This is a genomic window from Citrobacter sp. Ce129, from assembly GCF_030334545.1.
GTDB classification, from domain to species: Bacteria; Pseudomonadota; Gammaproteobacteria; order Enterobacterales; family Enterobacteriaceae; genus Citrobacter; species Citrobacter europaeus.
The window spans coordinates 169,971-192,342 of the sequence record NZ_JAOWDS010000053.1; the positions used below are offsets into that span (position 1 = coordinate 169,971).

15 protein-coding genes are annotated in these 22,372 nt (G+C 53.6%); 4 read left to right on the top strand and 11 right to left on the bottom strand.

Features of this window, described 5'->3' with window-relative positions:
* Positions 1–115: 115 nt before the first annotated feature.
* A complete protein-coding gene (locus OGV77_RS05865) occupies positions 116–1,417 on the bottom strand; it encodes an MFS transporter (protein WP_043017738.1) in 1,302 nt (433 codons plus the stop codon).
* Between the two features lie 473 nt (positions 1,418–1,890).
* Here OGV77_RS05865 and uxaC point away from each other — a divergent pair, with 473 nt between their 5' ends.
* From uxaC to OGV77_RS05880, 3 genes are all read left to right on the top strand, one after another.
* Positions 1,891–3,303 (top strand): glucuronate isomerase, encoded by a 1,413-nt coding sequence (uxaC, locus tag OGV77_RS05870; protein ID WP_047408441.1) that lies wholly within the window; start codon positions 1,891–1,893, stop codon positions 3,301–3,303.
* 161 nt (positions 3,304–3,464) lie between these two features.
* Positions 3,465–4,952: a UxaA family hydrolase gene (locus OGV77_RS05875; protein ID WP_087051143.1), complete on the top strand. Its 1,488-nt coding sequence runs from the start codon at positions 3,465–3,467 to the stop codon at positions 4,950–4,952.
* Between the two features lie 108 nt (positions 4,953–5,060).
* Positions 5,061–5,615, top strand: a complete 555-nt coding sequence (locus OGV77_RS05880; RefSeq protein ID WP_043017735.1) for a YgjV family protein — start codon at positions 5,061–5,063, stop codon at positions 5,613–5,615.
* Between the two features lie 15 nt (positions 5,616–5,630).
* Here OGV77_RS05880 and sstT read toward each other — a convergent pair whose 3' ends face one another.
* The 4 genes from sstT to OGV77_RS05900 form a co-directional block, all read right to left on the bottom strand.
* Complete coding sequence (gene sstT / locus OGV77_RS05885) at positions 5,631–6,875, bottom strand: serine/threonine transporter SstT (RefSeq protein ID WP_043017734.1); 1,245 nt, start codon at positions 6,873–6,875, stop codon at positions 5,631–5,633.
* A 240-nt stretch (positions 6,876–7,115) separates the two neighbouring features.
* Positions 7,116–8,084 (bottom strand): TerC family protein, encoded by a 969-nt coding sequence (locus OGV77_RS05890; RefSeq protein ID WP_043018010.1) that lies wholly within the window; start codon positions 8,082–8,084, stop codon positions 7,116–7,118.
* 271 nt (positions 8,085–8,355) lie between these two features.
* The gene (locus tag OGV77_RS05895; protein ID WP_087051144.1) at positions 8,356–9,354 is read right to left on the bottom strand and encodes a Gfo/Idh/MocA family protein; all 999 of its coding nucleotides are present in this window, start codon (positions 9,352–9,354) and stop codon (positions 8,356–8,358) included.
* A 72-nt stretch (positions 9,355–9,426) separates the two neighbouring features.
* On the bottom strand, positions 9,427–9,927 hold the full coding sequence (locus tag OGV77_RS05900) for a M48 metallopeptidase family protein (protein ID WP_286502627.1): 501 nt from the start codon (positions 9,925–9,927) through the stop codon (positions 9,427–9,429).
* Positions 9,928–10,129: 202 nt separating this feature from the next.
* Here OGV77_RS05900 and rlmG point away from each other — a divergent pair, with 202 nt between their 5' ends.
* Entirely contained in the window at positions 10,130–11,266 is a 1,137-nt protein-coding gene (gene rlmG / locus OGV77_RS05905) for a 23S rRNA (guanine(1835)-N(2))-methyltransferase RlmG (RefSeq protein WP_043017732.1), read from the top strand.
* Positions 11,267–11,319: 53 nt separating this feature from the next.
* Here rlmG and OGV77_RS05910 read toward each other — a convergent pair whose 3' ends face one another.
* The 6 genes from OGV77_RS05910 to ebgA form a co-directional block, all read right to left on the bottom strand.
* Complete coding sequence (locus tag OGV77_RS05910) at positions 11,320–13,338, bottom strand: oxidoreductase (RefSeq protein WP_043017731.1); 2,019 nt, start codon at positions 13,336–13,338, stop codon at positions 11,320–11,322.
* A gap of 229 nt (positions 13,339–13,567) precedes the next feature.
* Positions 13,568–15,919, bottom strand: coding sequence for an alpha-glucosidase (ygjK, locus tag OGV77_RS05915; RefSeq protein ID WP_087051145.1), 2,352 nt, complete (start codon positions 15,917–15,919; stop codon positions 13,568–13,570).
* 16 nt (positions 15,920–15,935) lie between these two features.
* Positions 15,936–16,997: a protein YgjJ gene (ygjJ, locus tag OGV77_RS05920; protein ID WP_087051146.1), complete on the bottom strand. Its 1,062-nt coding sequence runs from the start codon at positions 16,995–16,997 to the stop codon at positions 15,936–15,938.
* 208 nt (positions 16,998–17,205) lie between these two features.
* Positions 17,206–18,639 carry an amino acid permease gene (locus OGV77_RS05925; protein WP_043017728.1) on the bottom strand — a complete coding sequence of 478 codons (1,434 nt, stop codon included), beginning with the start codon at positions 18,637–18,639 and terminating at the stop codon, positions 17,206–17,208.
* 65 nt (positions 18,640–18,704) lie between these two features.
* Positions 18,705–19,154 carry a beta-galactosidase subunit beta gene (locus OGV77_RS05930; RefSeq protein ID WP_047408466.1) on the bottom strand — a complete coding sequence of 150 codons (450 nt, stop codon included), beginning with the start codon at positions 19,152–19,154 and terminating at the stop codon, positions 18,705–18,707.
* Positions 19,151–22,243 (bottom strand): beta-galactosidase subunit alpha, encoded by a 3,093-nt coding sequence (ebgA, locus tag OGV77_RS05935; RefSeq protein WP_087051147.1) that lies wholly within the window; start codon positions 22,241–22,243, stop codon positions 19,151–19,153. Before ebgA ends, OGV77_RS05930 begins: the two co-directional genes overlap by 4 nt.
* Between the last annotated feature and the right edge of the window lie 129 nt (positions 22,244–22,372).

A 22,372-nucleotide genomic window follows, 5' to 3' on the forward strand; every position in this document is an offset into this window, starting at 1 on the left:
CGGCAGACTATATTTGTTATACCACTTTTGCGAATACGGCTCCACTCGCGGCGACAAAAAAGCCGCCAGATAACTGGCGGCTTCACATTATATACCCTTGATGAATAACATCGGGTTAATTTTGCGTCGCGGGATCGCCGGTTTGTGAACCCGAATCTACCTCGCTGGCCGATTTGTTCTGCAATACCGTCCAGATGACTAACGCGCCGAGTAGGTCGAATACCGCCAGTACGGCGAACAGCGGGCTAAAGCCGATGGTGTCAGCCAGCGCGCCAACGACCAGTGCAAACAGCGTACTTGCAAGCCAGGCGGACATACCGGTCAGACCGTTTGCGGTTGCCACTTCATTACGACCAAATACGTCAGAAGAGAGCGTAATCAGGGCACCAGAAAGCGCCTGGTGAGCAAAGCCGCCGACGCACAGCAGAGCGATAGCAATGTACGGACTGGTGAACAGGCCGATCATCCCTGGGCCAATCATCAGCAATGCGCCCATGGTGACGACCATTTTACGCGAAACGATCAGGTTAACCCCGAACCAGCGCTGGAACAGCGGCGGTAAATAACCCCCTACGATACAACCCAGGTCAGCAAACAGCATTGGCATCCAGGCAAACATCGCAATTTCTTTCAGGTTAAAGCCGTAGACTTTAAACATGAACAGCGGGATCCAGGCGTTGAAAGTACCCCAGGCCGGCTCTGCCAGGAAACGCGGCAGCGCGATACCCCAGAACTGACGGTTACGCAGGATCTGACCGAGGGACATTTTCTTCGCGGTACTGTTTTTATGCTGTGATTCCTGACCATTCAGAATGTAATCACGTTCTTCATCAGACAGTTTTTTCTGGTCGCGTGGGTGTTTGTAGAACACCAGCCAGGACATCGCCCAAATGAAGCTCAGCGCACCGGAAATAATGAATGCCATCTGCCAGCTGTGCATGACGATAGCCCAGACGACGAGCGGCGGAGCAATCATCGCGCCGATAGAAGAACCCACGTTAAAGTAACCTACGGCAATTGAACGCTCTTTAGCCGGGAACCATTCGGAGCTGGCTTTCAGACCCGCGGGGATCATCGCGGCTTCAGCGGCACCTACCGCGCCACGCGCCAGCGCCAGTCCACCCCAGCTGCCAGCCAATGCGGTCGCGCCGCAGAAGACGGCCCACAGAACGGCGAACATCGCGTAACCAATTTTAGTGCCGAGCACATCGAGCACATAGCCGGCAACGGGTTGCATTACGGTGTAAGCAGCAGAATACGCTGCGATGATATAGGAATACTGTTGAGTGGAGATGTGTAACTCTTCCATCAGAGTTGGCGCAGCTGCCGCCACAGTGTTACGTGTCAGGTAACCCAGCACGGTGCCAAGCGTCACCAGTGCGATCATGTACCAACGTAACCCTTTAATTTTACGCATGTAAAACCTCATCGTTTTGTTATTTCCGCGAACGAGCGGTCATCTTCCAGTTCAGGGAGGAGGATGTTCTTTTACGAGGGGGTAACCGAAAAAAAAGCCGGCACTCCCCGAACTTTGCCATGTCAATAATTGTGCTAATTCGGTTTCCGTACCGGTCAATCCGATGGTGATACATCGGTAATTTGCATTCCGTCGGCTTATGTATCGCGACGGCCAAAAGATAACTTGTCATACAGCTTTAAAAGGTGAGTGCCATCACAAAAGTGTGAATCTTCGTGTGGTCATTATTTCGATTCAGCAAAGCCAGTACTGGCGCGGCTTGACGCGTAATTTACCTCTTTGAGAGTAATTTTTTTGTCACCATTTGTTGATCTAACTCACGAAAATATCTTCAGTGTATGGAAATTGGTGTGATAACTTTGTCAACATCAAAACATAAGCAATCTGACGCACTCGCTGAGAGGAAGACGATAATGACCCCGTTTATGACTGAAGATTTCCTGCTGGACACCGAATTTGCCCGCCGTCTGTATCATGATTACGCCAAAGACCAGCCGATCTTCGATTACCACTGCCATTTACCACCGCAACAAATCGCTGAAAACTACCGTTTTAATAACCTGTATGACATCTGGCTGAAGGGCGACCACTATAAGTGGCGTGCGATGCGCACCAATGGCGTCGCTGAGCGCCTGTGTACCGGCGATGCGTCCGATCGTGAGAAGTTTGACGCCTGGGCCGCGACCGTACCTCACACCATCGGTAACCCGCTGTACCACTGGACCCACCTCGAACTACGTCGTCCGTTTGGTATTACAGGTAAGCTGCTGTCTCCTGCGACTGCCGACGAAATCTGGAACCAATGCAACGAACTGCTGGCGCAGGATAAATTCTCCGCGCGCGGCATCATGCAGCAGATGAACGTGAAAATGGTTGGTACCACCGATGACCCGATCGACTCTCTGGAGCATCACGCGGCCGTTGCTAAAGACGGAAGCTTTGATGTGAAAGTGCTGCCGAGCTGGCGTCCGGATAAAGCTTTCAACATCGAACTGGCAACCTTTAATGACTATATGGCGAAGCTGGGCGAAGTATCCGACACCGACATTCGTCGCTTCGTAGACCTGCAGACCGCGCTGACCAAACGTCTGGATCACTTCGCGGCTCACGGCTGTAAAGTCTCTGACCACGCGCTGGACGTGGTGCTGTTTGCTGAATCTAACGAATCTGAACTGGATAGTATTCTGGCGCGCCGCCTGGCGGGTGAAACCCTGAGCGAGCATGAAGTTGCCCAGTTTAAAACTGCCGTACTGGTGTTCCTCGGCGCAGAATACGCGCGTCGCGAATGGGTACAGCAGTACCACATCGGCGCGCTGCGTAATAACAACCTGCGTCAGTTCAAACTGCTGGGCGCGGATGTTGGCTTTGACTCCATCAACGACCGTCCGATGGCCGAAGAGCTGTCCAAACTGCTGAGCAAGCAGAACGAACAGAACCTGCTGCCGAAAACCATTCTGTACTGCCTGAACCCGCGCGATAACGAAGTGCTGGGCACCATGATCGGCAACTTCCAGGGCGAAGGTATGCCGGGCAAAATGCAGTTCGGTTCCGGCTGGTGGTTCAACGATCAGAAAGATGGGATGGAACGTCAGATGACGCAACTGGCCCAGCTTGGCCTGCTGAGCCGTTTCGTCGGCATGCTGACCGATAGCCGTAGCTTCCTGTCATACACGCGCCATGAATACTTCCGTCGTATCCTGTGCCAGATGATTGGCCGTTGGGTTGCTGCAGGTGAAGCACCGGCAGATATCCAGTTGCTGGGCGAAATGGTCAGAAATATTTGCTTTAACAATGCGCGTGATTATTTCGCCATTGAACTGAACTAAGAGCCTATCCATTAGGCTATTTTACTTGCCAGTTTGAACCTGGGCAGTGCTCAAAATCCTCACGTACTGCGTGTACGCTCCGGTTTTTGCGCGCTGTCCGTGTCCAAACGGGCTGCGACAATATACGCCTACTGAAATAGGCTCTAAGGTCCGGGATTGATATGCAATACATCAAGATCCATGCGCTGGATAACGTCGTGGTAGCGCTCGCTGATTTGGCTGAAGGAACCGAAGTCACCGTTGATGGGCAGGCGGTAACCCTGCGTCAGGCGGTCTCTCGTGGCCATAAATTCGCTTTGCGCGATATTGCAAAAGGCGAAAACGTCATTAAATACGGTTTGCCAATTGGCCATACGCTGGTGGACGTTGCGGCAGGTGAGCATATTCATGCCCACAACACGCGCACGAATCTGAGCGACCTGGACACGTATAGCTACCACCCTGATTTTCAGGCGGAAGTTGCCCAACCGGCGGATCGCGATGTACAGATTTATCGCCGCGCGAACGGTGATGTCGGGGTACGTAACGAACTGTGGATCCTACCGACGGTAGGCTGCGTCAACGCCATGGCGCGTCAGATGCAGAACCGTTTTCTGAAAGAGACCAACGACGCCGAAGGTATCGATGGCGTACATCTTTTCAGTCACACCTACGGCTGTTCGCAACTGGGCGACGACCACATTAACACCCGCACCATGCTGCAAAACATGGTGCGTCACCCGAATGCGGGTGCGGTGCTGGTGGTGGGCCTTGGTTGTGAAAATAACCAGGTTGATGCCTTCCGTGAAACCTTAGGTGAGTACGATCCTGAGCGCGTTCACTTCATGGTCTGCCAACATCAGGAAGACGAAGTGGAAGCGGGGATTGAACATCTTCATCAGTTGTACAACGTGATGCGTAACGACAAGCGTGAGCCAGGTAAACTGGGCGAGCTGAAGTTTGGTCTGGAATGCGGCGGCTCTGACGGCCTGTCCGGTATTACCGCCAACCCGATGCTGGGCCGTTTTTCGGACTACGTGATTGCCAACGGCGGTACCACCGTGCTGACCGAAGTGCCGGAAATGTTCGGCGCCGAGCAGTTGCTGATGGACCACTGCCGTGACGAAGAAACGTTTGGCAAGCTGGTTACCATGGTCAATGACTTCAAGCAGTACTTCATTGCCCACGACCAACCGATTTACGAGAATCCATCCCCGGGCAACAAAGCGGGCGGTATCACCACGCTGGAAGACAAATCTCTGGGCTGCACGCAAAAAGCGGGATCCAGCCAGGTGGTGGACGTACTGCGCTATGGCGAACGCCTGAAGACGCACGGCCTGAACCTGCTGAGCGCGCCGGGCAACGATGCTGTCGCGACCAGTGCCCTCGCGGGCGCGGGATGTCATATGGTGCTGTTCAGTACCGGTCGCGGTACGCCGTACGGCGGTTTTGTGCCGACGGTGAAAATTGCCACCAACAGCGAACTGGCAGCGAAGAAAAAGCACTGGATCGATTTTGACGCCGGACAACTGATCCACGGCAAAGCGATGCCTCAGTTGCTGAACGAGTTTGTCGATACGATCGTCGATTTCGCTAACGGCAAGCAAACCTGCAACGAGCGGAATGATTTTAGAGAGTTAGCGATATTTAAAAGCGGCGTAACTCTTTAATTGTAAAGACGTAGGCCTGATAAGCGCAGCGCCATCAGGCACAAACCGTTGCCGGATGGTGGCGAACTCGCCTTATCCGGCCTACGAGATAGAATTGGGGTTGCTTGCATGACCGCGTATTGGCTGGCCCAGGGCGTAGGTGTCATCGCCTTTCTGATCGGCATTACCACCTTTTTCAATCGCGATGAGCGCCGGTTCCGGCTGCAACTCGCCGTCTATAGCGCCACCATTGGCGTGCATTTTTTCCTGATGGGCGCCTGGCCTGCAGGAATGAGTGCCGAGCTTAACACCATCCGCACACTCGTCTCGATGCATACCCGCAAACTGTGGGTAATGACCGTTTTTATTATCCTCACCCTGGTTCTCGGGCTGGCGAAATTACAGCATGCGATGGAACTGTTGCCGATAATCGGCACGCTGGCCAGCACCTGGGCGCTGTTTCGCTGCCAGGGGTTAACTGTGCGCTGCGTAATGTGGTGCGCAACCGCCTGCTGGGTTATCCATAATTTTTGGTTAGGGTCGATTGGCGGGACGATGATCGAAGGTAGCTTTCTGGTGATGAACGGCCTGAACATTATTCGCTTCCGGCGGATGCAAAAACGCGGCATTGATCCATTCAAAATAGAAAAAAGCGTACAAGAAGAGAACCCCTCCGCCCGATGACGGAGGGTGCGGAGATTAGCCGCGCAGGGCGTTATTTGCCAGGCGCTCGTCTTCAGCCTGGCAGGCCGCAGCGGTAAACAGGACGTCTGTCGAAGAGTTCAGCGCCGTTTCACAGGAATCCTGCAATACGCCGATGATAAAGCCAACGGCAACAACCTGCATGGCGATGTCGTTCGGGATACCGAACATATTACACGCCAGTGGGATCAGCAGCAGAGAACCCCCCGCCACGCCCGATGCGCCACAGGCGCACAGCGAAGCCACCACGCTCAGTAACAGCGCCGTCGGTAAATCGACCGGAATACCCAGCGTATTCACCGCCGCCAGCGTCAGCACGGTAATGGTGATCGCCGCGCCTGCCATATTGATGGTGGCGCCCAACGGGATAGAGACCGAATAGGTATCACGATCCAGATTCAGCTTCTCACACAGCGCCATATTCACCGGAATATTTGCCGCGGAACTGCGGGTAAAGAAAGCGTACACGCCGCTTTCGCGCAGACAAGCCAGCACCAGCGGATACGGGTTACGGCGAATTTTCCAGAATACCAGCAGCGGGTTGATTACCAACGCCACCAGCAGCATACAACCTACCAGCACGGCCAGCAGTTGAGCGTAGCCCCAAAGCGTGGCAAAACCGGTGGTTGCCAGCGTGGAGGAGACCAGGCCGAAGATCCCGATCGGCGCGAAACGAATCACCAGCCTCACCATAAAGGTGACGGCGTTGGACATATCATTAACCAGGTTTTTGGTCGTTTCATTGCCGTGGCGCAGCGCAAAGCCCAAACCGACGGCCCATACCAGAATACCGATATAGTTGGCGTTAAGCAGGGCATCAATTGGGTTAGAAACCATGCTCATCAGCAGGCTGCGCATCACTTCGACGATACCAGACGGCGGCACAATATCACCGGCGCTGCTGGAAAGATGCAGTGTGGATGGGAAGGCGAAACTGAAGACAACGGCTGCTAACGCTGCGGAAAATGTTCCGAGCAGATAGAGGAACAGGATTGGGCGGATATTGGTTTTTTGCCCGTGCTGGTGGTTGGCGATAGAAGCCATCACCAGCATCAAAACCAGAATTGGCGCGACAGCTTTTAATGCGCCGACGAACAGCGTACCCAGCAGACCAACGGCTTCTGCCGCTGGTTTTGACACCAGTGCCAGTAAAATTCCCAGTACCAAACCGATCAGAATTTGTTTAACCAGGCTCCCTTGCGCCAAACGCGAGAATAGCCCCGATGAACGTTGCGTAGTCATGTAGTCATCCTTTGATTGTGTTGTTGCCTTACCTTTGTGCGTTCTGTTGACGCATCTTTCAGGGGGGCAAATGTTTGCATGGCTGAGTATAAGGAAAGAACGGGGGTCGGGAAGATAAATATCCTGGATTCCGCGTTGAGATCATATTTTATAACTTTGAATTAACATTATTTTGACATGATAAACAAAAAGCCCGACGCACGCAGTGTGCTGTCGGGCTTTTCAGCTAGCAGATGAAACTTACTGAATTTGCTGCTTTTTATCGTGCTGGTGGTTGACCCACGCGTTCACAATCAGCGTCACAAACAGAATGCCAAATACCACGCCTAACGAGATAGCGATCGGGATATGGTAGAAATCGACGATCAGCATCTTAATACCGATAAACACCAGAATGACCGACAAACCGTACTTCAGCATGGAGAAACGCTCCGCCACGCCTGCCAGCAGGAAGTACATCGCGCGCAGACCCAAAATAGCAAACAGGTTCGAGGTCAACACGATGAACGGGTCGGTGGTGACGGCAAAGATAGCCGGGATACTGTCGACGGCAAAAATAACGTCGCTCAGTTCAACCAGAATCAACACCAGCATCAGCGGCGTGACAAACAGCAGGCCGTTTTTACGCACAAAGAATTTTTCATCTTCGATGGTATCGGTCATGCGTAAATGGCCGCGCAGCCAGCGTACTAACGGTCTGTCGCCAATACCGGAGGCATCTTCTTTCGCCAGCGCCATCTTCACGCCGGTAAACAACAGGAATGCGCCGAACACGTACAACAACCACTCAAACTGGGTGATAAGCCAACTGCCGGCGAAGATCATGATCGTACGCAGAACAATCGCGCCCAACACGCCATACACCAGCACCCGACGCTGCAACGCAGGCGGTACGGAGAAGTAGCTGAACAGCATTAACCAGACAAAGACGTTATCTACCGCCAGCGATTTTTCGATCAAATAGCCGGTAAGGAATGCCAGCGCCTGCGGGTCGGCAACGGCGCGGCCCTGGGTTTGGGCCAGGTACCACCAGAAGGCGGCGTTAAACAGTAACGACAGCGTTACCCAGACGATTGACCAGGCCGCAGCCTGCTTCATCGACATCGTATGCGCGCCGCGACGACCCTGTAACAGCAGGTCGATGGCCAGCATAATAACCACCACGACAGCGAAGCCACCCCATAACAACGGTGTGCCGACAGTATTCATTGTATTTCCCCATGCATAAAAAAAACGGCCAACGCCGAATGGCATTAGCCGCTGCTTTTTATGCATAGACCTTGCCATTCGGCAAGGTCTCACTTACAACAACAAAGGAATACGATGGCGTATTCCTTTGTTATCGCCCGGCGACCGGATGTGGTTTTTCACACATCGTAATGACGATCAACCGACAACGAAGTTACTCCCCTTTGCGGGTTACAAAATATTACAGGCCATGCATTCAGTCAATGGCCTGCAACATTCGTTTTACATACCTTTACGCAGTCAGCGATGTTTCCGCTTCGTCTGCCGGGAAAACCACGCCGGTCTGGCGGCGAATCTCCGTTTGCAGTTTGGCGGTGATACGGCTGACGGCCAGTGCCGGGTGATCTACTTCGCCGGATTCAACCAAATGGGCAAAAGCCTCTGCCTCATACAGCATAGTATTGATGTGTTGAGGCGTCGTCAGATCCTGCGTTTTCCCCCCGCGAGGAACGAAGCACACTTTCTGACACTCGGAGATATGCTCGATGACCAACGATCCCGACTCGCCCTGAATTTCACTGGCTAATACCGAGTCGCTTACTTTTGAGTGCTGGAGCGTAACGCTGAAATCACCGTAATTCAGCACCACCACGCCGTGAGCGTCCACGCCGCTTTCCAGCAGGCTGGCGCTGGCCTGAACGCTCTGCGGCTCGCCCCATAGCGCAACCGCCGAGGCCAGGCAGTAAAAACCGATATCCATAATCGAGCCGTTGGAGAATGCCGGATTAAACGTGTTCGGATTTTCACCGTCCAGATAGCGCTGGTAACGCGAGGAGTACTGGCAGTAATTGATAAACGCTTTCCTGATTCTTCCAACTTTGGGGAGCGATTGCTGCAACAGCAGGAAGTTAGGCAGGCTGGCGGTCTTAAACGCTTCAAATAGTACAACCTGATTTTCGCGCGCGCAGGCGATAGCGGCTTCGGCTTGCGCCAGGTTTGAGGCCAGCGGCTTTTCGCAAATAACATGCTTTTTATGCCGCAAAAACAGTTCGGTCTGCGGGAAGTGCAGGGAGTTTGGGCTGGCGATGTAGACAGCGTCGATTGCCTCGCTTTGCGCCATCGCTTCCAGCGAAGTAAACAGATGTTCGACGGGGTAATCGTTGGCGAAGGTCTGCGCCTGCTCAAGGCTACGGGAATAAACTGCGGTTAACTTATATTTGCCGGTTTCATGGGCGGCATCGACAAACTGGCGAGTGATCCAGTTTGTGCCAATTACTGCAAAACGTATCATAAAGGCCTTCAGGCTGCGAAAAGGGATTCTTTCGTCAATTTAGCATGCCCTGAAGACAAAGCCAGTGCGCGACTACGCAGTTTGCTTTAACGATTGTTGCGTTAACCACAGGCGGGTATCGAACTCCAGTTGATGGTACTGAGGTTCCATATGACAGCACAGCTGGTAAAACGCTTTGTCGTGCTCTTTTTCTTTCAGATGCGCCAGTTCATGAACGACGATCATACGCAAAAAGGGTTCCGGGGCATTGCGAAAGACGGTGGCGACGCGGATCTCCGCTTTAGCTTTGAGTTTGCCGCCCTGCACGCGAGAAACGGCAGTGTGCAGTCCCAGCGCATTCTTCAGAACGTGGATTTTGCTGTCATACATGACTTTATTCAGCGGCGGGGCATTGCGCAGAAACTGATTTTTCAGATCCTGCGTATATTGCCAGAGCGCTTTGTCGGTGGCGAAATCGTGGGTGCCCGGATAGCGTTTTTCCTGCACTGCGCCCAGGCGCTGTTCAGCTATCAGCGTTCTCACCTGAGAAAGCAAATGTTCCGGATAGCCCTGGAGGTAAGTTAGTTGGTTCATTCATGTCCCATCCACTTCATCCTTCAAGCTGCCTCTGTGTTGGCTGCGTTCGCGCACCCCAGTCACGTACTAAATGTACGCTCCCGGGGATTCACTCACTTGCCGCCTTGATGCAACTTGAATGATTTTGTGTATTCAAAATGTTGTATACTCACGCACCCTTTTCAGGGATACGCCGAAATTTTACCATTCAGGAGGGCCGATGAGCCACACAGACAACGGTTTCCGTTCACTGACACTTAAACGTTTCCCGGAAACGGACGACGTTAACCCGCTGCTGGCGTGGGAAGCAGCCGATGAATATCTGCTGCAACAGCTGGACGATACCGAGATTAGCGGCCCGGTGCTGATCCTGAATGATACCTTCGGCGCGCTGGGCTGTGCGCTGGCGGAACATACGCCGTACAGCATTGGCGACTCCTATCTCAGCGAGCTTGCCACACGCGAGAACCTGCGCCACAACGATATTGCCGAGTCGAGCGTCAAATTCCTCGACAGCACCGCGGAGTATCCGCAGGCGCCGGGCGTGGTGCTGATAAAGCTGCCAAAAACCATGGCGCTGCTGGAGCAGCAGCTGCGCGCGCTGCGCGAAGTGGTAACGCCGCAAACGCGCATCATCGCTGGGGCAAAAGCGCGTGATGTGCATACCTCGACGCTGGAACTGTTTGAAAAAGTGCTGGGTCCAACCACCACGACGCTGGCGTGGAAAAAAGCGCGTCTAATCAACTGTACGTTTAGCAAACCTGAGCTGGCCGCAGCCTCGCAAACGCTGAGCTGGAAGCTGGAAGGTACCGACTGGACTATCCATAACCACGCTAACGTCTTCTCCCGTACCGGGCTGGATATCGGCGCGCGCTTTTTTATCGAGCATCTGCCGGAAAACCTCGAGGGGGAGATTGTGGATCTCGGCTGCGGTAACGGCGTTATCGGTATGACGCTGCTGGCGAAGAACCCGGAAGCCAGCGTGGTATTTGTTGATGAATCGCCGATGGCGGTGGCTTCAAGCCGTTTGAACGTGGAAAGTAACATGCCTGAAGCGCTGGATCGCTGCGAGTTTATGATCAACAACGCGCTGTCTGGCGTCGAACCGTTCCGCTTTAACGCCGTGCTGTGCAACCCTCCGTTCCATCAAAAGCACGCGCTGACGGATAACATTGCCTGGGAGATGTTCCACCACGCCCGCCGCTGCCTGAAAATCAACGGTGAGCTGTACATTGTGGCTAACCGTCACCTCGACTACTTCCACAAGCTGAAGAAGATTTTCGGCAACTGCGTAACCATTGCCACCAATAATAAATTTGTGGTGCTGAAGGCGGTTAAAACCGGTCGTCGTCGCTAACAGGGATGCCGGATGGCGGCTAACGCCTTATCCGGCCTACGAATTACATCCTGTTAAATTTCCAGCGCCAGTCGGGTGCCTTGCGCAATAGCACGTCGGGCATCCAGTTCCATCGCCACATCGCAGCCGCCGATCAGATGCACCGTTTTACCTGCCGCATGGAGCGGATCGACCAGCTCACGGCGCGGCTCTTGTCCGGCGCAAATCACCACGTTATCCACGTTAAAGATCACCGGTTCACCGTTCAGCACGACGTGTAACCCATCATCATCAATCTTCTGATAACTGACTGCAGGGATCATTTTTACGCCGCGTGAGAGCAGGGTGGTGCGATGGATCCACCCCGTCGTTTTACCTAAACCTTGTCCCGGTTTGCTGGCTTTGCGCTGCAGCATCACTATCTGGCGCGGGCTGCGGGATAAGTGCGGACCTTCCGGGCGTAAACCGCCAGGCTGTTGCAGGCTGGTGTCGATCCCCCATTCCACGCAGAACTCCGCAATGTTCTGGCTGGTGGGATCGCCGGGCTGGCTCAGATACATGGCAGTATCGAAACCGATCCCGCCGCAGCCAACGATTGCCACGCGTTTGCCCACTGGCGTTTTATCGCGCAGGACGTCGAGATAGCTCAGCACTTTAGGATGTTCGATCCCCTCGATCGGCGGCATGCGCGGCTCGATCCCGCTGGCAAGGATCACTTCGTCGAAGGTGTGCAGATCGCGTGCGCTGACAAAGTGATTCAGCTTTAGCGTCACGCCAGTCACGTCGATCATCCGGCGGTAGTAGCGCAGGGTTTCATAGAATTCTTCTTTGCCGGGGATCTGTTTGGCGATATTAAACTGCCCGCCAATCTCGCCATGCGCGTCAAACAGCGTGACGTGATGTCCGCGTGCAGCAGCATTAATAGCGAAGGCGAGGCCGGCAGGGCCTGCGCCGACAACCGCCAGATTTTTCTGCACAGTTGCCGCAACGATCGGCATTTTGGTTTCATGGCAGGCTCGCGGATTCACCAGACAAGAGGTGACTTTGCCAACGAAGATCTGATCGAGACAGGCCTGGTTACAGCCGATACAGGTGTTGATCTCATCTGCTCGTCCGGTCTGCGCTTTTGACAGCAGTTCGGCATCGGCGAGGAACGGACGGGCCATCGACACCATATCGGCGTCGCCACGGGCCAGAATGTCATCGGCGACCTGGGGGTCGTTAATGCGGTTGGTGGTGACCAGTGGGATCGTCACATGCCCTTTCAGCTTACGCGTCACCCAGCTAAACGCGCCGCGCGGTACCGGGGTAGCGATAGTGGGAATACGCGCCTCATGCCAGCCAATACCGGTGTTAATAATGGTGGCCCCGGCGGCTTCTATAGCCTGCGCCAACTGGACGGTTTCGTCGAAGGTTCCACCGTTTTCCACCAGATCGAGCATCGACAGGCGGAAGATAATAATAAAGTCATTCCCGGCACGCTGGCGTACCGCTCGCACCACCTCAACGGCAAAACGCATGCGGTTGGCATACTCACCGCCCCATTGGTCATCGCGCTGGTTGGTACGCAGAGTCAGGAATTCGTTGATGAGATACCCTTCCGAACCCATCACTTCTACGCCATCGTAGCCCGCTTCCCGTGCCAGCTGTGCGCAGTGGGCAAAATCTTCAATCAACTGCAGCACTTCATCGTGCGTCAGTTCATGCGGCGTAAAGCGGTTGATTGGCGCCTGAATGGCAGAAGGCGCCACCAGATGCGGCTGGTAGCTGTAACGCCCGGTATGCAGAATTTGCAGGGCGATTTTGCCGCCTTCATCATGCACGGCGTCGGTAATGACACGATGGTGTGCAAGCTGGCTGGTGTCGTTGAGCATCGCGCCACCTTCCATCCCTACGCCGGAAAGCGCAGGCGCAATACCTCCGCTCACAATCAGAGCCACACCGTGACGGGCGCGTTCGGCGTAGAACGCGGCCAGCCGTTGGGCACCGTCGGGATACTCCTCCAGCCCGGTATGCATTGAACCCATCAGCACGCGGTTTTTAAGCGTGGTGAAGCCTAAATCGAGCGGGGCGAACAGCGACGGATAGCTCATAAAGGTGTCCAGTATGTAAAATTATTGTTATGTGGTCGGATGAGTTAATAATTTAGCCGTCGCCGCGTAAAAGGGAAAAGGGGAATGCCGTGATTGTGATGGGATTCAAAAAAGGAGTGGGAGCAGAGAATGAATTTTCCGAATGTCGGTGCAAGCACCTAACCCGGCCGGTGAAAATGTGTCTTTGTGGGCCGGATGAGCGAAACGTCATCCGGCAAAATGCTACCGATTACTGTTTTTTAAGAAAATCGTTATACAGCATATAGAGATGCGCCGCGCTCCAGGAGAAGTTCGGTGCGCCCTGTTGGGCGCCGGTCAATGGGTTATAGTTTTCCTGAATCGGACCGTCTGCGGTCAGGCCTTTGGCGTGGCTGAAGAAGGTATCCGCCAGTTTTAACGCTTCATCGCGATAGCCGTAACGCTCCATCCCTTTTAGCCCGAACCAGAACTGATCCACCCAGACGCGCCCGCGCCAGTATATATCCGCGCCGAAAGCCGGGTTGGTCAACGCCGCCGTGCCAAGCGGGACAAAGGTGTTGAACTCTTTGGGGTCGAGCATCACCTTAACCACCGCGTCCGCATGGGTCTGCGTCGCCGCACCGTTAAACAGCGGCGACCAGCCTTCCGGCCCTTTGCCGCGTTCGACGATCGGTTTACCCGCACAGCCGTTTGCCAGCGGGGTATCTTCGATCCTGACGTCATAGAAGAATTGGGTGTCAGGGTCGAACATACAGGTATTGATGTAATCCGCGAGATTTTGCGCCAACTGGCGGTAGCGCTGCGCCTCCTGGTGTTTACCGAGCAGGGTCGCCATCTGCGCCAGATAATGGTTGTCGCTGTACATGTAGCTGGCCTGATCCACCGACTCCTGCATTAGCGAGTAACCCAGCAACTTACCGTCTTTACTGCGGTTTTCGGCAAATTTCACCACCCAGTCGCTGCGTTTTCCACCGCTCGCGACGTATTTATCCAGTTGATCTTTATCGATAAAACCGAATACTGCCGCATCATCACGACCGGACTCCCACGAGGCGGCAATCTGTGCCGGGATCTCCAGGCTGTCATACTGGCCTTTATCGATCACGGCGGCGTAGTTGTTCAGTCCAAAGAGGGTTTCTTCCTTGTCGCCTTTTTTCACCGTAAACAGCATTTCACCGCTGTCGGTATTGTGGGCTTTATCGCGCGTAGCGCCGTATTCCGGCACGCCGTTGCCGTTGTGATCGCGGTTACGCAGCCACCAGTCGTGATACGCCACCAGCTTTGGATACATCTCTTCGAGCCAGGCCTTGTCTTTGGTGACGTTGTAAACCTCCATCACCGACCAGGCCGCCAGGCTGGGTTTGGTGTTGCGCTCGTTCCAGTTACCGCCGTCGCCGCCGCGTTCCGGGCTGAGATTCCAGGCAATCAGGTCGGGAAGGAATCCGGCATCCTGCGCACGAACCGGATCGCCAGGTTTAACCTGCCATGAAAAGACGGCGCGAATGTTCTCTTTGGCGATATCCGGGTTAAAGTGCGCCATGGCGAAGGCCTGCTTCCAGGTGTCCCACGGCCAGGTTTGGTTGCCGGAGAACCAGCGGCCGGTGACCGAAGGCGTCACGGTATTGTGTTTTACCGCCCCGCCTGGCGAGCGCCAGTTGCCGTTCAGCGTTTCAATAGCTTTAACCGCGACCCGGGTTTGTTCCGTTGTGGCATCCGGGTTGGTTAAGCCTTTTTGCAGATAATCTGCCCAGCGCTTTTGCGATGCCGCAAGATACCAGGCCGGGCGCGCCAGAATATCGCGGATCTGCGGCTGCTCTTTCGCCACATCCTCGGCGGTAAGCAGATGAGAATAGGTGGTGTAGAAAGTGGTTGAACCTTTGATATGGGCCTTCCCCATGAAGCGATGACCGTTAACCGTCGTTTTCATGGCGACAGATTTATGCACCTGATACTCCGACTCACCGGAGGTGAGCAGATCCCAGGTTGAGCGCACTTTGCCGAAGGTGACTTTCAGGCCATCGTGTGTGGCGGTGATTTTGCGCTGATAGCCAGGGAATTCGCCATCAATGGTTTTATCTGACAGCGCTTTTCCCTCTTTGGCTTCCAGCTTCGATAGCAGGTCGCCGTCCCACACCAGATCCAGCGGCGTGTCGCTGGTGATTTTGGTTTCCAGCAGCGAGGTGCGGGGACTGGCAAAACGCAGCGTCATCTCTATTTGCACATGCTTAGATGACAGCTTTTGCACTAGCGCGCCCGGAATGCTGTAGGCCTCAAGTGCGAAATCGACCTTTTTACCGTGCTGGTACACCGTCAGACGGTCAAAATTATTGGCCATAAAATTGATGTATTCTTCGGTCAGCAATGCCACGCCCGGAAAGCCGCCCATCGTGGCGGGACCGTCCGGCAGCAAATGACCGTGCCAGGCGCCAAGATCGAAAAAGGGATTAAAGCGCTGGTGGTCGTCGTGATCGTAGTCATGCATGTAGCCCGGCGCACCGGTGCGATTAATGATGTTTTTAAAGTCGTCAGCACTGGCGGCATGCGCGGAGACGTTCATCAGCAGGATGCAGGCCAGCGGCGTAAGAAGAGGTTTCATGTTCATGGTGTTCCGGTCCTTGTTACCAATAGAAATATTGCATCAGGAAGATTTGGTCGCTCGGGTCGCCAGATGCATTCTGCATATAGAACCGGCTGTCGAAGGCGGTAGCGAAACGCCCGCCGCCGTATTCATACCAGATACCGAACTGCATAAAGGAAGTGGTTTCGTCCTCATAGCTATCCGGTCGGTGTTTGGCGTAACTATAAGCGGTGGAGAGGTAAACGCCTTTTAGTGCTTCATACATCGCGCTGACCATAAAGCCGGTCTCGGTGCCGGGCACATCCAGCCCGTCGGCGCGGCCCGTGTGGTGCCAGGCGCGGGCGGCGAAGTTGGGCGAGAGGATACCGGTCAGGAACAACTGTCCGGTACCATCCGTTATCTCCAGGCCGTTCATCCAGGTTACGCTTTCGATCAGATCGTACTGGATGTAGCCGTTCATCATGGCCGGATAGGTATATTTATCGTCGTAGCGATCGTATTTACCAAAGTGCAGCCAGGCTTTGCTCTCGTCGTGGTGTCCGGCGGGCGTCGCGGTCACGCTGTAGCGCAAAGGACCGGTCAGGTTTTGCACCTTAATGGCGGTCATGATGTCGCGGGTATTAGGAATGACGTAGCCCAGGTCTGGAGTGAAATCCCCCCACCATTGCAGGTCATCCAGCGAAGAGTCCTGGCGCAGGCTGAGCATCAGCTCCGTGCCATCATCGGTGCGGTAACCACCGTAAAAGCGGTTGATCCCGCCTTCGAATCCGCCCCAGCTATGGTCAGGAACCCAGGCATTGCCCTGATGGTCCGCTTGTACGGTCCAGCCCTCGCCGTAGATCAGACCAAACCACGAGCCGTGTTTTATCTCCAGGCCACCTTCTATATAGGTACCATCGCTGTATTTATGTTTGTCTTTTCCTTCTAAATCCATATATCCACCCATGCCCAATTCGCCATAAAAACGAAATGACGGGGAAGATATTTCGGGCGTTTTCGTGTCGTCGTGTTCTGCAGGGCGAACTTCTTCTGCACCCAGAGAGGAGACGCAGAAAAAGGGCAGGGCAAGAATTGCCCTGCAACAGAGGCTAATGTTTTTCATGCTTCGATCCTAAGCCAAATAAAAGATAATTTTTATTGTTATATACCCGTCATACTTCAAGCTGCATGTGCGTTAGCTACGTTCGTTCACCCCAGTCACATAGTTATCTATGCTCCTGGGAATTCACTCACTTGCCGCCTTCATGCAACTCGAATTATTTTGGTTATAGCCTTGGCGAATATTGTTTATTGTTATTCTGTTTTAGTCATTAATTGATATCTGAAGCAGGGGCCGCCTCAATAGCTTTTTCTTCTTTGGTCAGCCCTTTGATGTATTTACTGTATTTCCACCAGGCGAAGCCGAGGAAAATAACAATGCCACCAACGTTATAGAAAATAATGGTTATGATGTTACCGCCGGTCGGGAAGGTAGAGGCGATAAATCCGATGGTGAAAAGGACAATCAGCATCGAGACCACAATAATGCCGGTTTTTTGCGAACCCATACGGAAGTCACGCGGTAAGTGATCCAGTTTTGCGCGCAGATTCAGGTAAGCCAGCATAATAAACAGCGGCGGCAGCATCGATGCGGCGGCGGTCATGTTGATGATGGTGTTCATTAAATCCTGCACGGTATTGGAGCCGAGGGTTGGGATAATCATCAGCGGGATAACGATCAGGAACTGGATCCACGCTGCGCGGGCCGGAACGCCATTTTCATTCAGTTCGACGGTTTTTTTACCGAAAATACCCGCCGGAATTTCAGAGAAGAAGATCTTCACCGGCGTGGCGGTCCACATCAGCAGAGAGCCGAACATCGCGGTAAAGGAGACCAGGCCGACAAAGCGGTTCACGACCAGTTCCGGCAGGCCGAAATATGCCGCCAGGCCGTGGAATACCTGCACCGAACCACCGGTAAACTTCAGCTCTTTGCTGCTGACAAAGACGTTGATCAGCACCGAGGAGATGGAATAGAGCACGCCGATAAAAATCCCGGCAATGATTATGACCTTCACGAATGATTTGGAACCACCCTTGACGTCGTTGACGTACACCGCCACCGACTCTGCGCCGCCTGCCGCCATAAAGATCCAGGTGGTGATACCCAGGAAGGCCCAGTTAAAATTCGGGATCATTGCGTCTACGGTGATAGGGTCAGCAGGCTGTACGCCGCCAACCAGCGCAGTACCCGCCAGTAAGATATAGGATAGCGTCAGCAGCAGCATCAACGTGGAGGTGACTGAGGTAATTGGTCCTAACATTTTTGCGCCGTTGGTCGAAACCCAGGTGGAGAAGGCAAACAGCACCATACTTAACACGGTAGTCGCGAACGGCGTCAGAATGTATTCGTAGCCTAAAAAAGCATATGAGGCGTAGGCGATAACGCGGGGCAAAAGCGAGGTAAAAAAGAACAGATTAACGAACCAGTAGGTGTAGGCGGTAATAAATGCCCAACGTCCGCCCAGCGAACTTTTTACCCATGCGTAGACACCGGCTTCGGAGTTTTTATTCAGCGAAACAAATTCGGCGATGATTAAACAGAATGGAATAAAGTAGAAAATCGTCGCGAGGAAAAACATCGGTGCGGATGCCAGACCAAGCTCAATATTATTATTGATTACGTTATTAAAACTATAAACCGCGGCAAAAGTGAGTGAAAGTAAGCCGAACTTGCCGATGGTATTGCGTTTGGTATCAGACATAGCACATCTCCGATTCCTGATTATTATAGGGTACTGGCGGCGCAACGTCGGCGCCGCCTGTGTTTTTATTTATTATGAAAATAACCATCTTCGATGGTGACTTTGAGTACGACTTTTTTCACTGCGTTATTACAAATAAAACGATAGGCCTCATGGTTGTCACAAATAACCATTTGTCCTTCGTGCACTTCTACGGTTTTTCCACAACCTTTCAGATATTCGCGATCGGTTTCATCGCGATAGAATTCAACCACCTGGAGATCCTCTTTGGCGGCATACTCTATTTTTTGCTGTCCTTGCAGGTAGTAATGGATCTCAAAATAACGACGATGGCCGGTAAACAGCGCATCGGTCGCGGAGTCTGTTTCCACGCGGTAGCTCAGGGAATCACCGATCGAGTGGGCGACGCCTGGCTGAATATTGTCAATATTTTCAATAGCCTCGACGCAGCGTTGCCATTTCCGACCCGAAGCATAGCGTTGCTGGAACTGCTCTAAGTTGTCGATGATCCTCATTTTGTATTCTCGCTGTGCAAATTCGTGGAAAAGAATCCGGTGCCAAAGGCGCGGTTGGCGGTGGTTTGAGCGCCAGACTCGCTGCCGGAAAACGGCAACAACGTGAAGCCGTAGCTGAATGATGTAAACCAGACGCGCCAGGAATCGAGCACCTCACTTCCCCACGAATTGGAACCTAATCCCAACAACTGGTGGTCCAGATTCAGGGTGATGTCATCGCTACGCTGTAGCGCGTTGCAGTGCTGTGCGGCGAAGATATTTTCTGGCGTATAGCGCCAGGCGCTCAGGTTGACAGGGCGCTGCCCAACCACCAGAAGACCGTTGCCGTGGCGGTTGGTTAGCGTTGCCCAGCGCACGTCCTGACGATTGCCGTTGTTTTGCGGGAACGGATAATTTTCGAACATCTCATCCACGCTGCTGCGCCAGATGTCGATGATGTTGGCCTGCTGGCTATCGGCATAGTTTTCACCGGGACCACGTCCGTAATATGCCACCTGGCCCAAATCACCGTTGATGCCCATCGTGAAGCCGATGCAAGGAATGATGTCCCGGTACTCTCCGTAAGGCTGGCCGGAAAGCTCTACGTTCAACTGACCGTCCGCGGCAATGCGCCAGCGATAGGTGCAGCGCATACCGAAATCGAATACCGGCGGGGCGATAATGGTCTGGCTGGTTATCAGCAGCGCATCATCGGTTTGCTCAAGGGTAAACTCGCGCAGATGCTCCTGCATAATCTGTAAATGATTCGGCTGCCAGAGGCCTTCGAACTCTTGCTTGTGGTTATCAATGGTCGGTTTGAAGAAATTAATCTTCGGCTCGCGGGTAATCAGCTCTTCGCCATTGACGTTCCAGGCGATCGGCTTACCGGTCAGCTTTGAGAAGGTCAGATGGAAGTTATAACCGCGAACGGTGCAGCTCTGGCGGCTGTCTTCCAGCGTCAGAGGGGTGGAATTTTGCAGACTAAACGGTACGGTAGCCGCCGTTCTGGCTTTCAGTGGAAACTGATACGTCGCGATGTGATGCCCGGCTTCGCTGTATAGCGTGCGGGAATCTTTCGTCACACTGACGTTAAGGAACGCTTCGCGCGCATCCAGCTCCGGCAGTGCGCATTGCAGGAGCGCATCGCTGTTGGGAGGAACGTCACGTAGTTTTATCTGCTGAACAGAGAGCGTATCTCCTTCGGCGCGAACCTCAATATGCAAGGTGTAGTCGTCAAGCGTGGTGAACCACAGTTTGTTTTCTACCCGCAGTTCGCCGCGAGCCAGATCCTGTGCGCGTACTTTCACTGGCGCAATTACCTGCTTGTACTCTTGCAGTCCTGGTCCTGGGGTTTGATCGGAATAAATCAGGCCATCAAGGCAGAAGTTGTAGTTGTTCGGATAGTCGCCGTAGTCGCCGCCATAGTTGTACCAGACGTTGCCGTCGTCATCTTTGGCCTGAATCCCGTGATCGCACCACTCCCAGACATAGTGCCCCTGAATGCAATCATGCTGATAGAAGACGTTCTGATATTCCGTTAGCCCGCCGGGACCGTTACCCATGGCGTGCGCATACTCGCAGATGATGCGTGGCTTAGGATGCGGATATTCACCAAACTCATTCATCAGCGGCACGCGGGTGTACATGGTGGAGATGATATCCACCACTTCGGCGTCACGATCTTCTTCGTAATGGATCAAACGCGTGTCATCCAGCGCTTTTGCAGCGTGATACATGGCGCGGATGTTACAGCCGTATCCGGATTCGTTGCCGAGTGACCAGATGACGATCGACGGGTGGTTTTTCTGCGCATGGACGTGGCGCACGATGCGCTCAACGTAGACATTTTCCCATAGCGGATCGTCGGTTATCCGGCTGATATCGCCGATATTAGCGAAGCCGTGAGATTCAACGTCGGTTTCGGCCATCACGAACAGACCGTAGATATCGCACAATTCATAGAAGCGCGGATCGTTCGGGTAATGGGCGGTGCGTACGGAGTTGATATTGTGCTGCTTCATTAACAGCAGATCTTTTTCAACGCGATCCATACCGACCGCGCGACCCTTAAGATGATCGTTATCGTGGCGGTTAACGCCATGCAGCATCACGTAGCGATTATTGATGTAAAACAGACCGTCGCGAACTTTAATATCGCGGAATCCGACGCGCTGTGGCACGACTTCAAGGATGTTGCCGCTGGCATCTTTCAGCGTCATCACCAGATGGTAGAGATACGGCGATTCCGCCGACCACTGCTGCGGCGCGCTGACCTTGAAATTAAACGCGGTCTGCGTTTGTTTATCCACCTTCAGGGTATTAATCACGCCGCTATGCAGCGCCTGCTCAGCGTCAAACAAGGTGTATTCGAGCGACGCTATCGCCGGCGTGGCGGCCTGGTTTTCCAGCGCAATGTCGCAAGAGAGGGTGGCGTCGCGATAGTCATCATCGAACTCGGTGCGAACGGTAAAATCCTGAATATGGGTCGCCTGTTTGCCTACCAGATAGACGTCGCGGAAAATTCCCGCCGACCACCACATGTCCTGGTCTTCAACGTAGGTGGAATCAGCCCATTGCATTACGCGAACGCACAGCAGGTTGTCACCGGTGCGCACCATTGCGCTGATATCAAATTCGGCCGTCAGGCGGCTGCCTTTGCTGAAGCCAACGTACTGACCATTCACGTAAACTTCGAAGTAGGTTTCTACGCCATCAAACTTTATCAGCGTCTGTTTGCCCTGCCAGCCTTCGCTGAGGGAGAAAATGCGCTGGTAGGCTCCGGTGGGGTTATTGGTCGGAACGTAGGGGACATCAATCGGGAAAGGAAAACCTTCGTCGGTATACTGCAGCTTACCGTGTCCTTCCATCTGCCACATGCCTGGGACGGTGATGCTACCCCAGTCGTTCATAAACTGCGACGTAAAGGCTTCCGGCACCTGTAGCGGATGCTCAAAGAACTGAAAATTCCACTGACCGCTTAACAGTTGAAAGAGGCTGCTGGTTTCGCGGGCAAACGAGCGAGCCTGCGCAACGGAGTCATAAGAGAAAAAATATGCGCGTGGCGCCAGTCGATTTTCGTGGGTGAGCTGAATGTTTTCCCAGCGATTCATAAGGCCTCCCGGTGGAGAAAAATCGGAACCATTCATTGTAATGGTGAGTAAGTGTAATTGATGGTGATTTTAGTAAAAGTTTTACTAAAATATAGCGGATGAAGTGATTTACTTTAACTGGATCACGAA

Bases quoted from the DNA above. Each gene is read 5' to 3' on its own strand.
- OGV77_RS05865 (WP_043017738.1), bottom strand. From the start codon at position 1,417: ATGCGTAAAATTAAAGGGTTACGTTGGTACATGATCGCACTGGTGACG.
- uxaC (WP_047408441.1), top strand. From the start codon at position 1,891: ATGACCCCGTTTATGACTGAAGATTTCCTGCTGGACACCGAATTTGCC.
- OGV77_RS05875 (WP_087051143.1), top strand. From the start codon at position 3,465: ATGCAATACATCAAGATCCATGCGCTGGATAACGTCGTGGTAGCGCTC.
- OGV77_RS05880 (WP_043017735.1), top strand. From the start codon at position 5,061: ATGACCGCGTATTGGCTGGCCCAGGGCGTAGGTGTCATCGCCTTTCTG.
- sstT (WP_043017734.1), bottom strand. From the start codon at position 6,875: ATGACTACGCAACGTTCATCGGGGCTATTCTCGCGTTTGGCGCAAGGG.
- OGV77_RS05890 (WP_043018010.1), bottom strand. From the start codon at position 8,084: ATGAATACTGTCGGCACACCGTTGTTATGGGGTGGCTTCGCTGTCGTG.
- OGV77_RS05895 (WP_087051144.1), bottom strand. From the start codon at position 9,354: ATGATACGTTTTGCAGTAATTGGCACAAACTGGATCACTCGCCAGTTT.
- OGV77_RS05900 (WP_286502627.1), bottom strand. From the start codon at position 9,927: ATGAACCAACTAACTTACCTCCAGGGCTATCCGGAACATTTGCTTTCT.
- rlmG (WP_043017732.1), top strand. From the start codon at position 10,130: ATGAGCCACACAGACAACGGTTTCCGTTCACTGACACTTAAACGTTTC.
- OGV77_RS05910 (WP_043017731.1), bottom strand. From the start codon at position 13,338: ATGAGCTATCCGTCGCTGTTCGCCCCGCTCGATTTAGGCTTCACCACG.
- ygjK (WP_087051145.1), bottom strand. From the start codon at position 15,919: ATGAACATGAAACCTCTTCTTACGCCGCTGGCCTGCATCCTGCTGATG.
- ygjJ (WP_087051146.1), bottom strand. From the start codon at position 16,997: ATGAAAAACATTAGCCTCTGTTGCAGGGCAATTCTTGCCCTGCCCTTT.
- OGV77_RS05925 (WP_043017728.1), bottom strand. From the start codon at position 18,639: ATGTCTGATACCAAACGCAATACCATCGGCAAGTTCGGCTTACTTTCA.
- OGV77_RS05930 (WP_047408466.1), bottom strand. From the start codon at position 19,154: ATGAGGATCATCGACAACTTAGAGCAGTTCCAGCAACGCTATGCTTCG.
- ebgA (WP_087051147.1), bottom strand. From the start codon at position 22,243: ATGAATCGCTGGGAAAACATTCAGCTCACCCACGAAAATCGACTGGCG.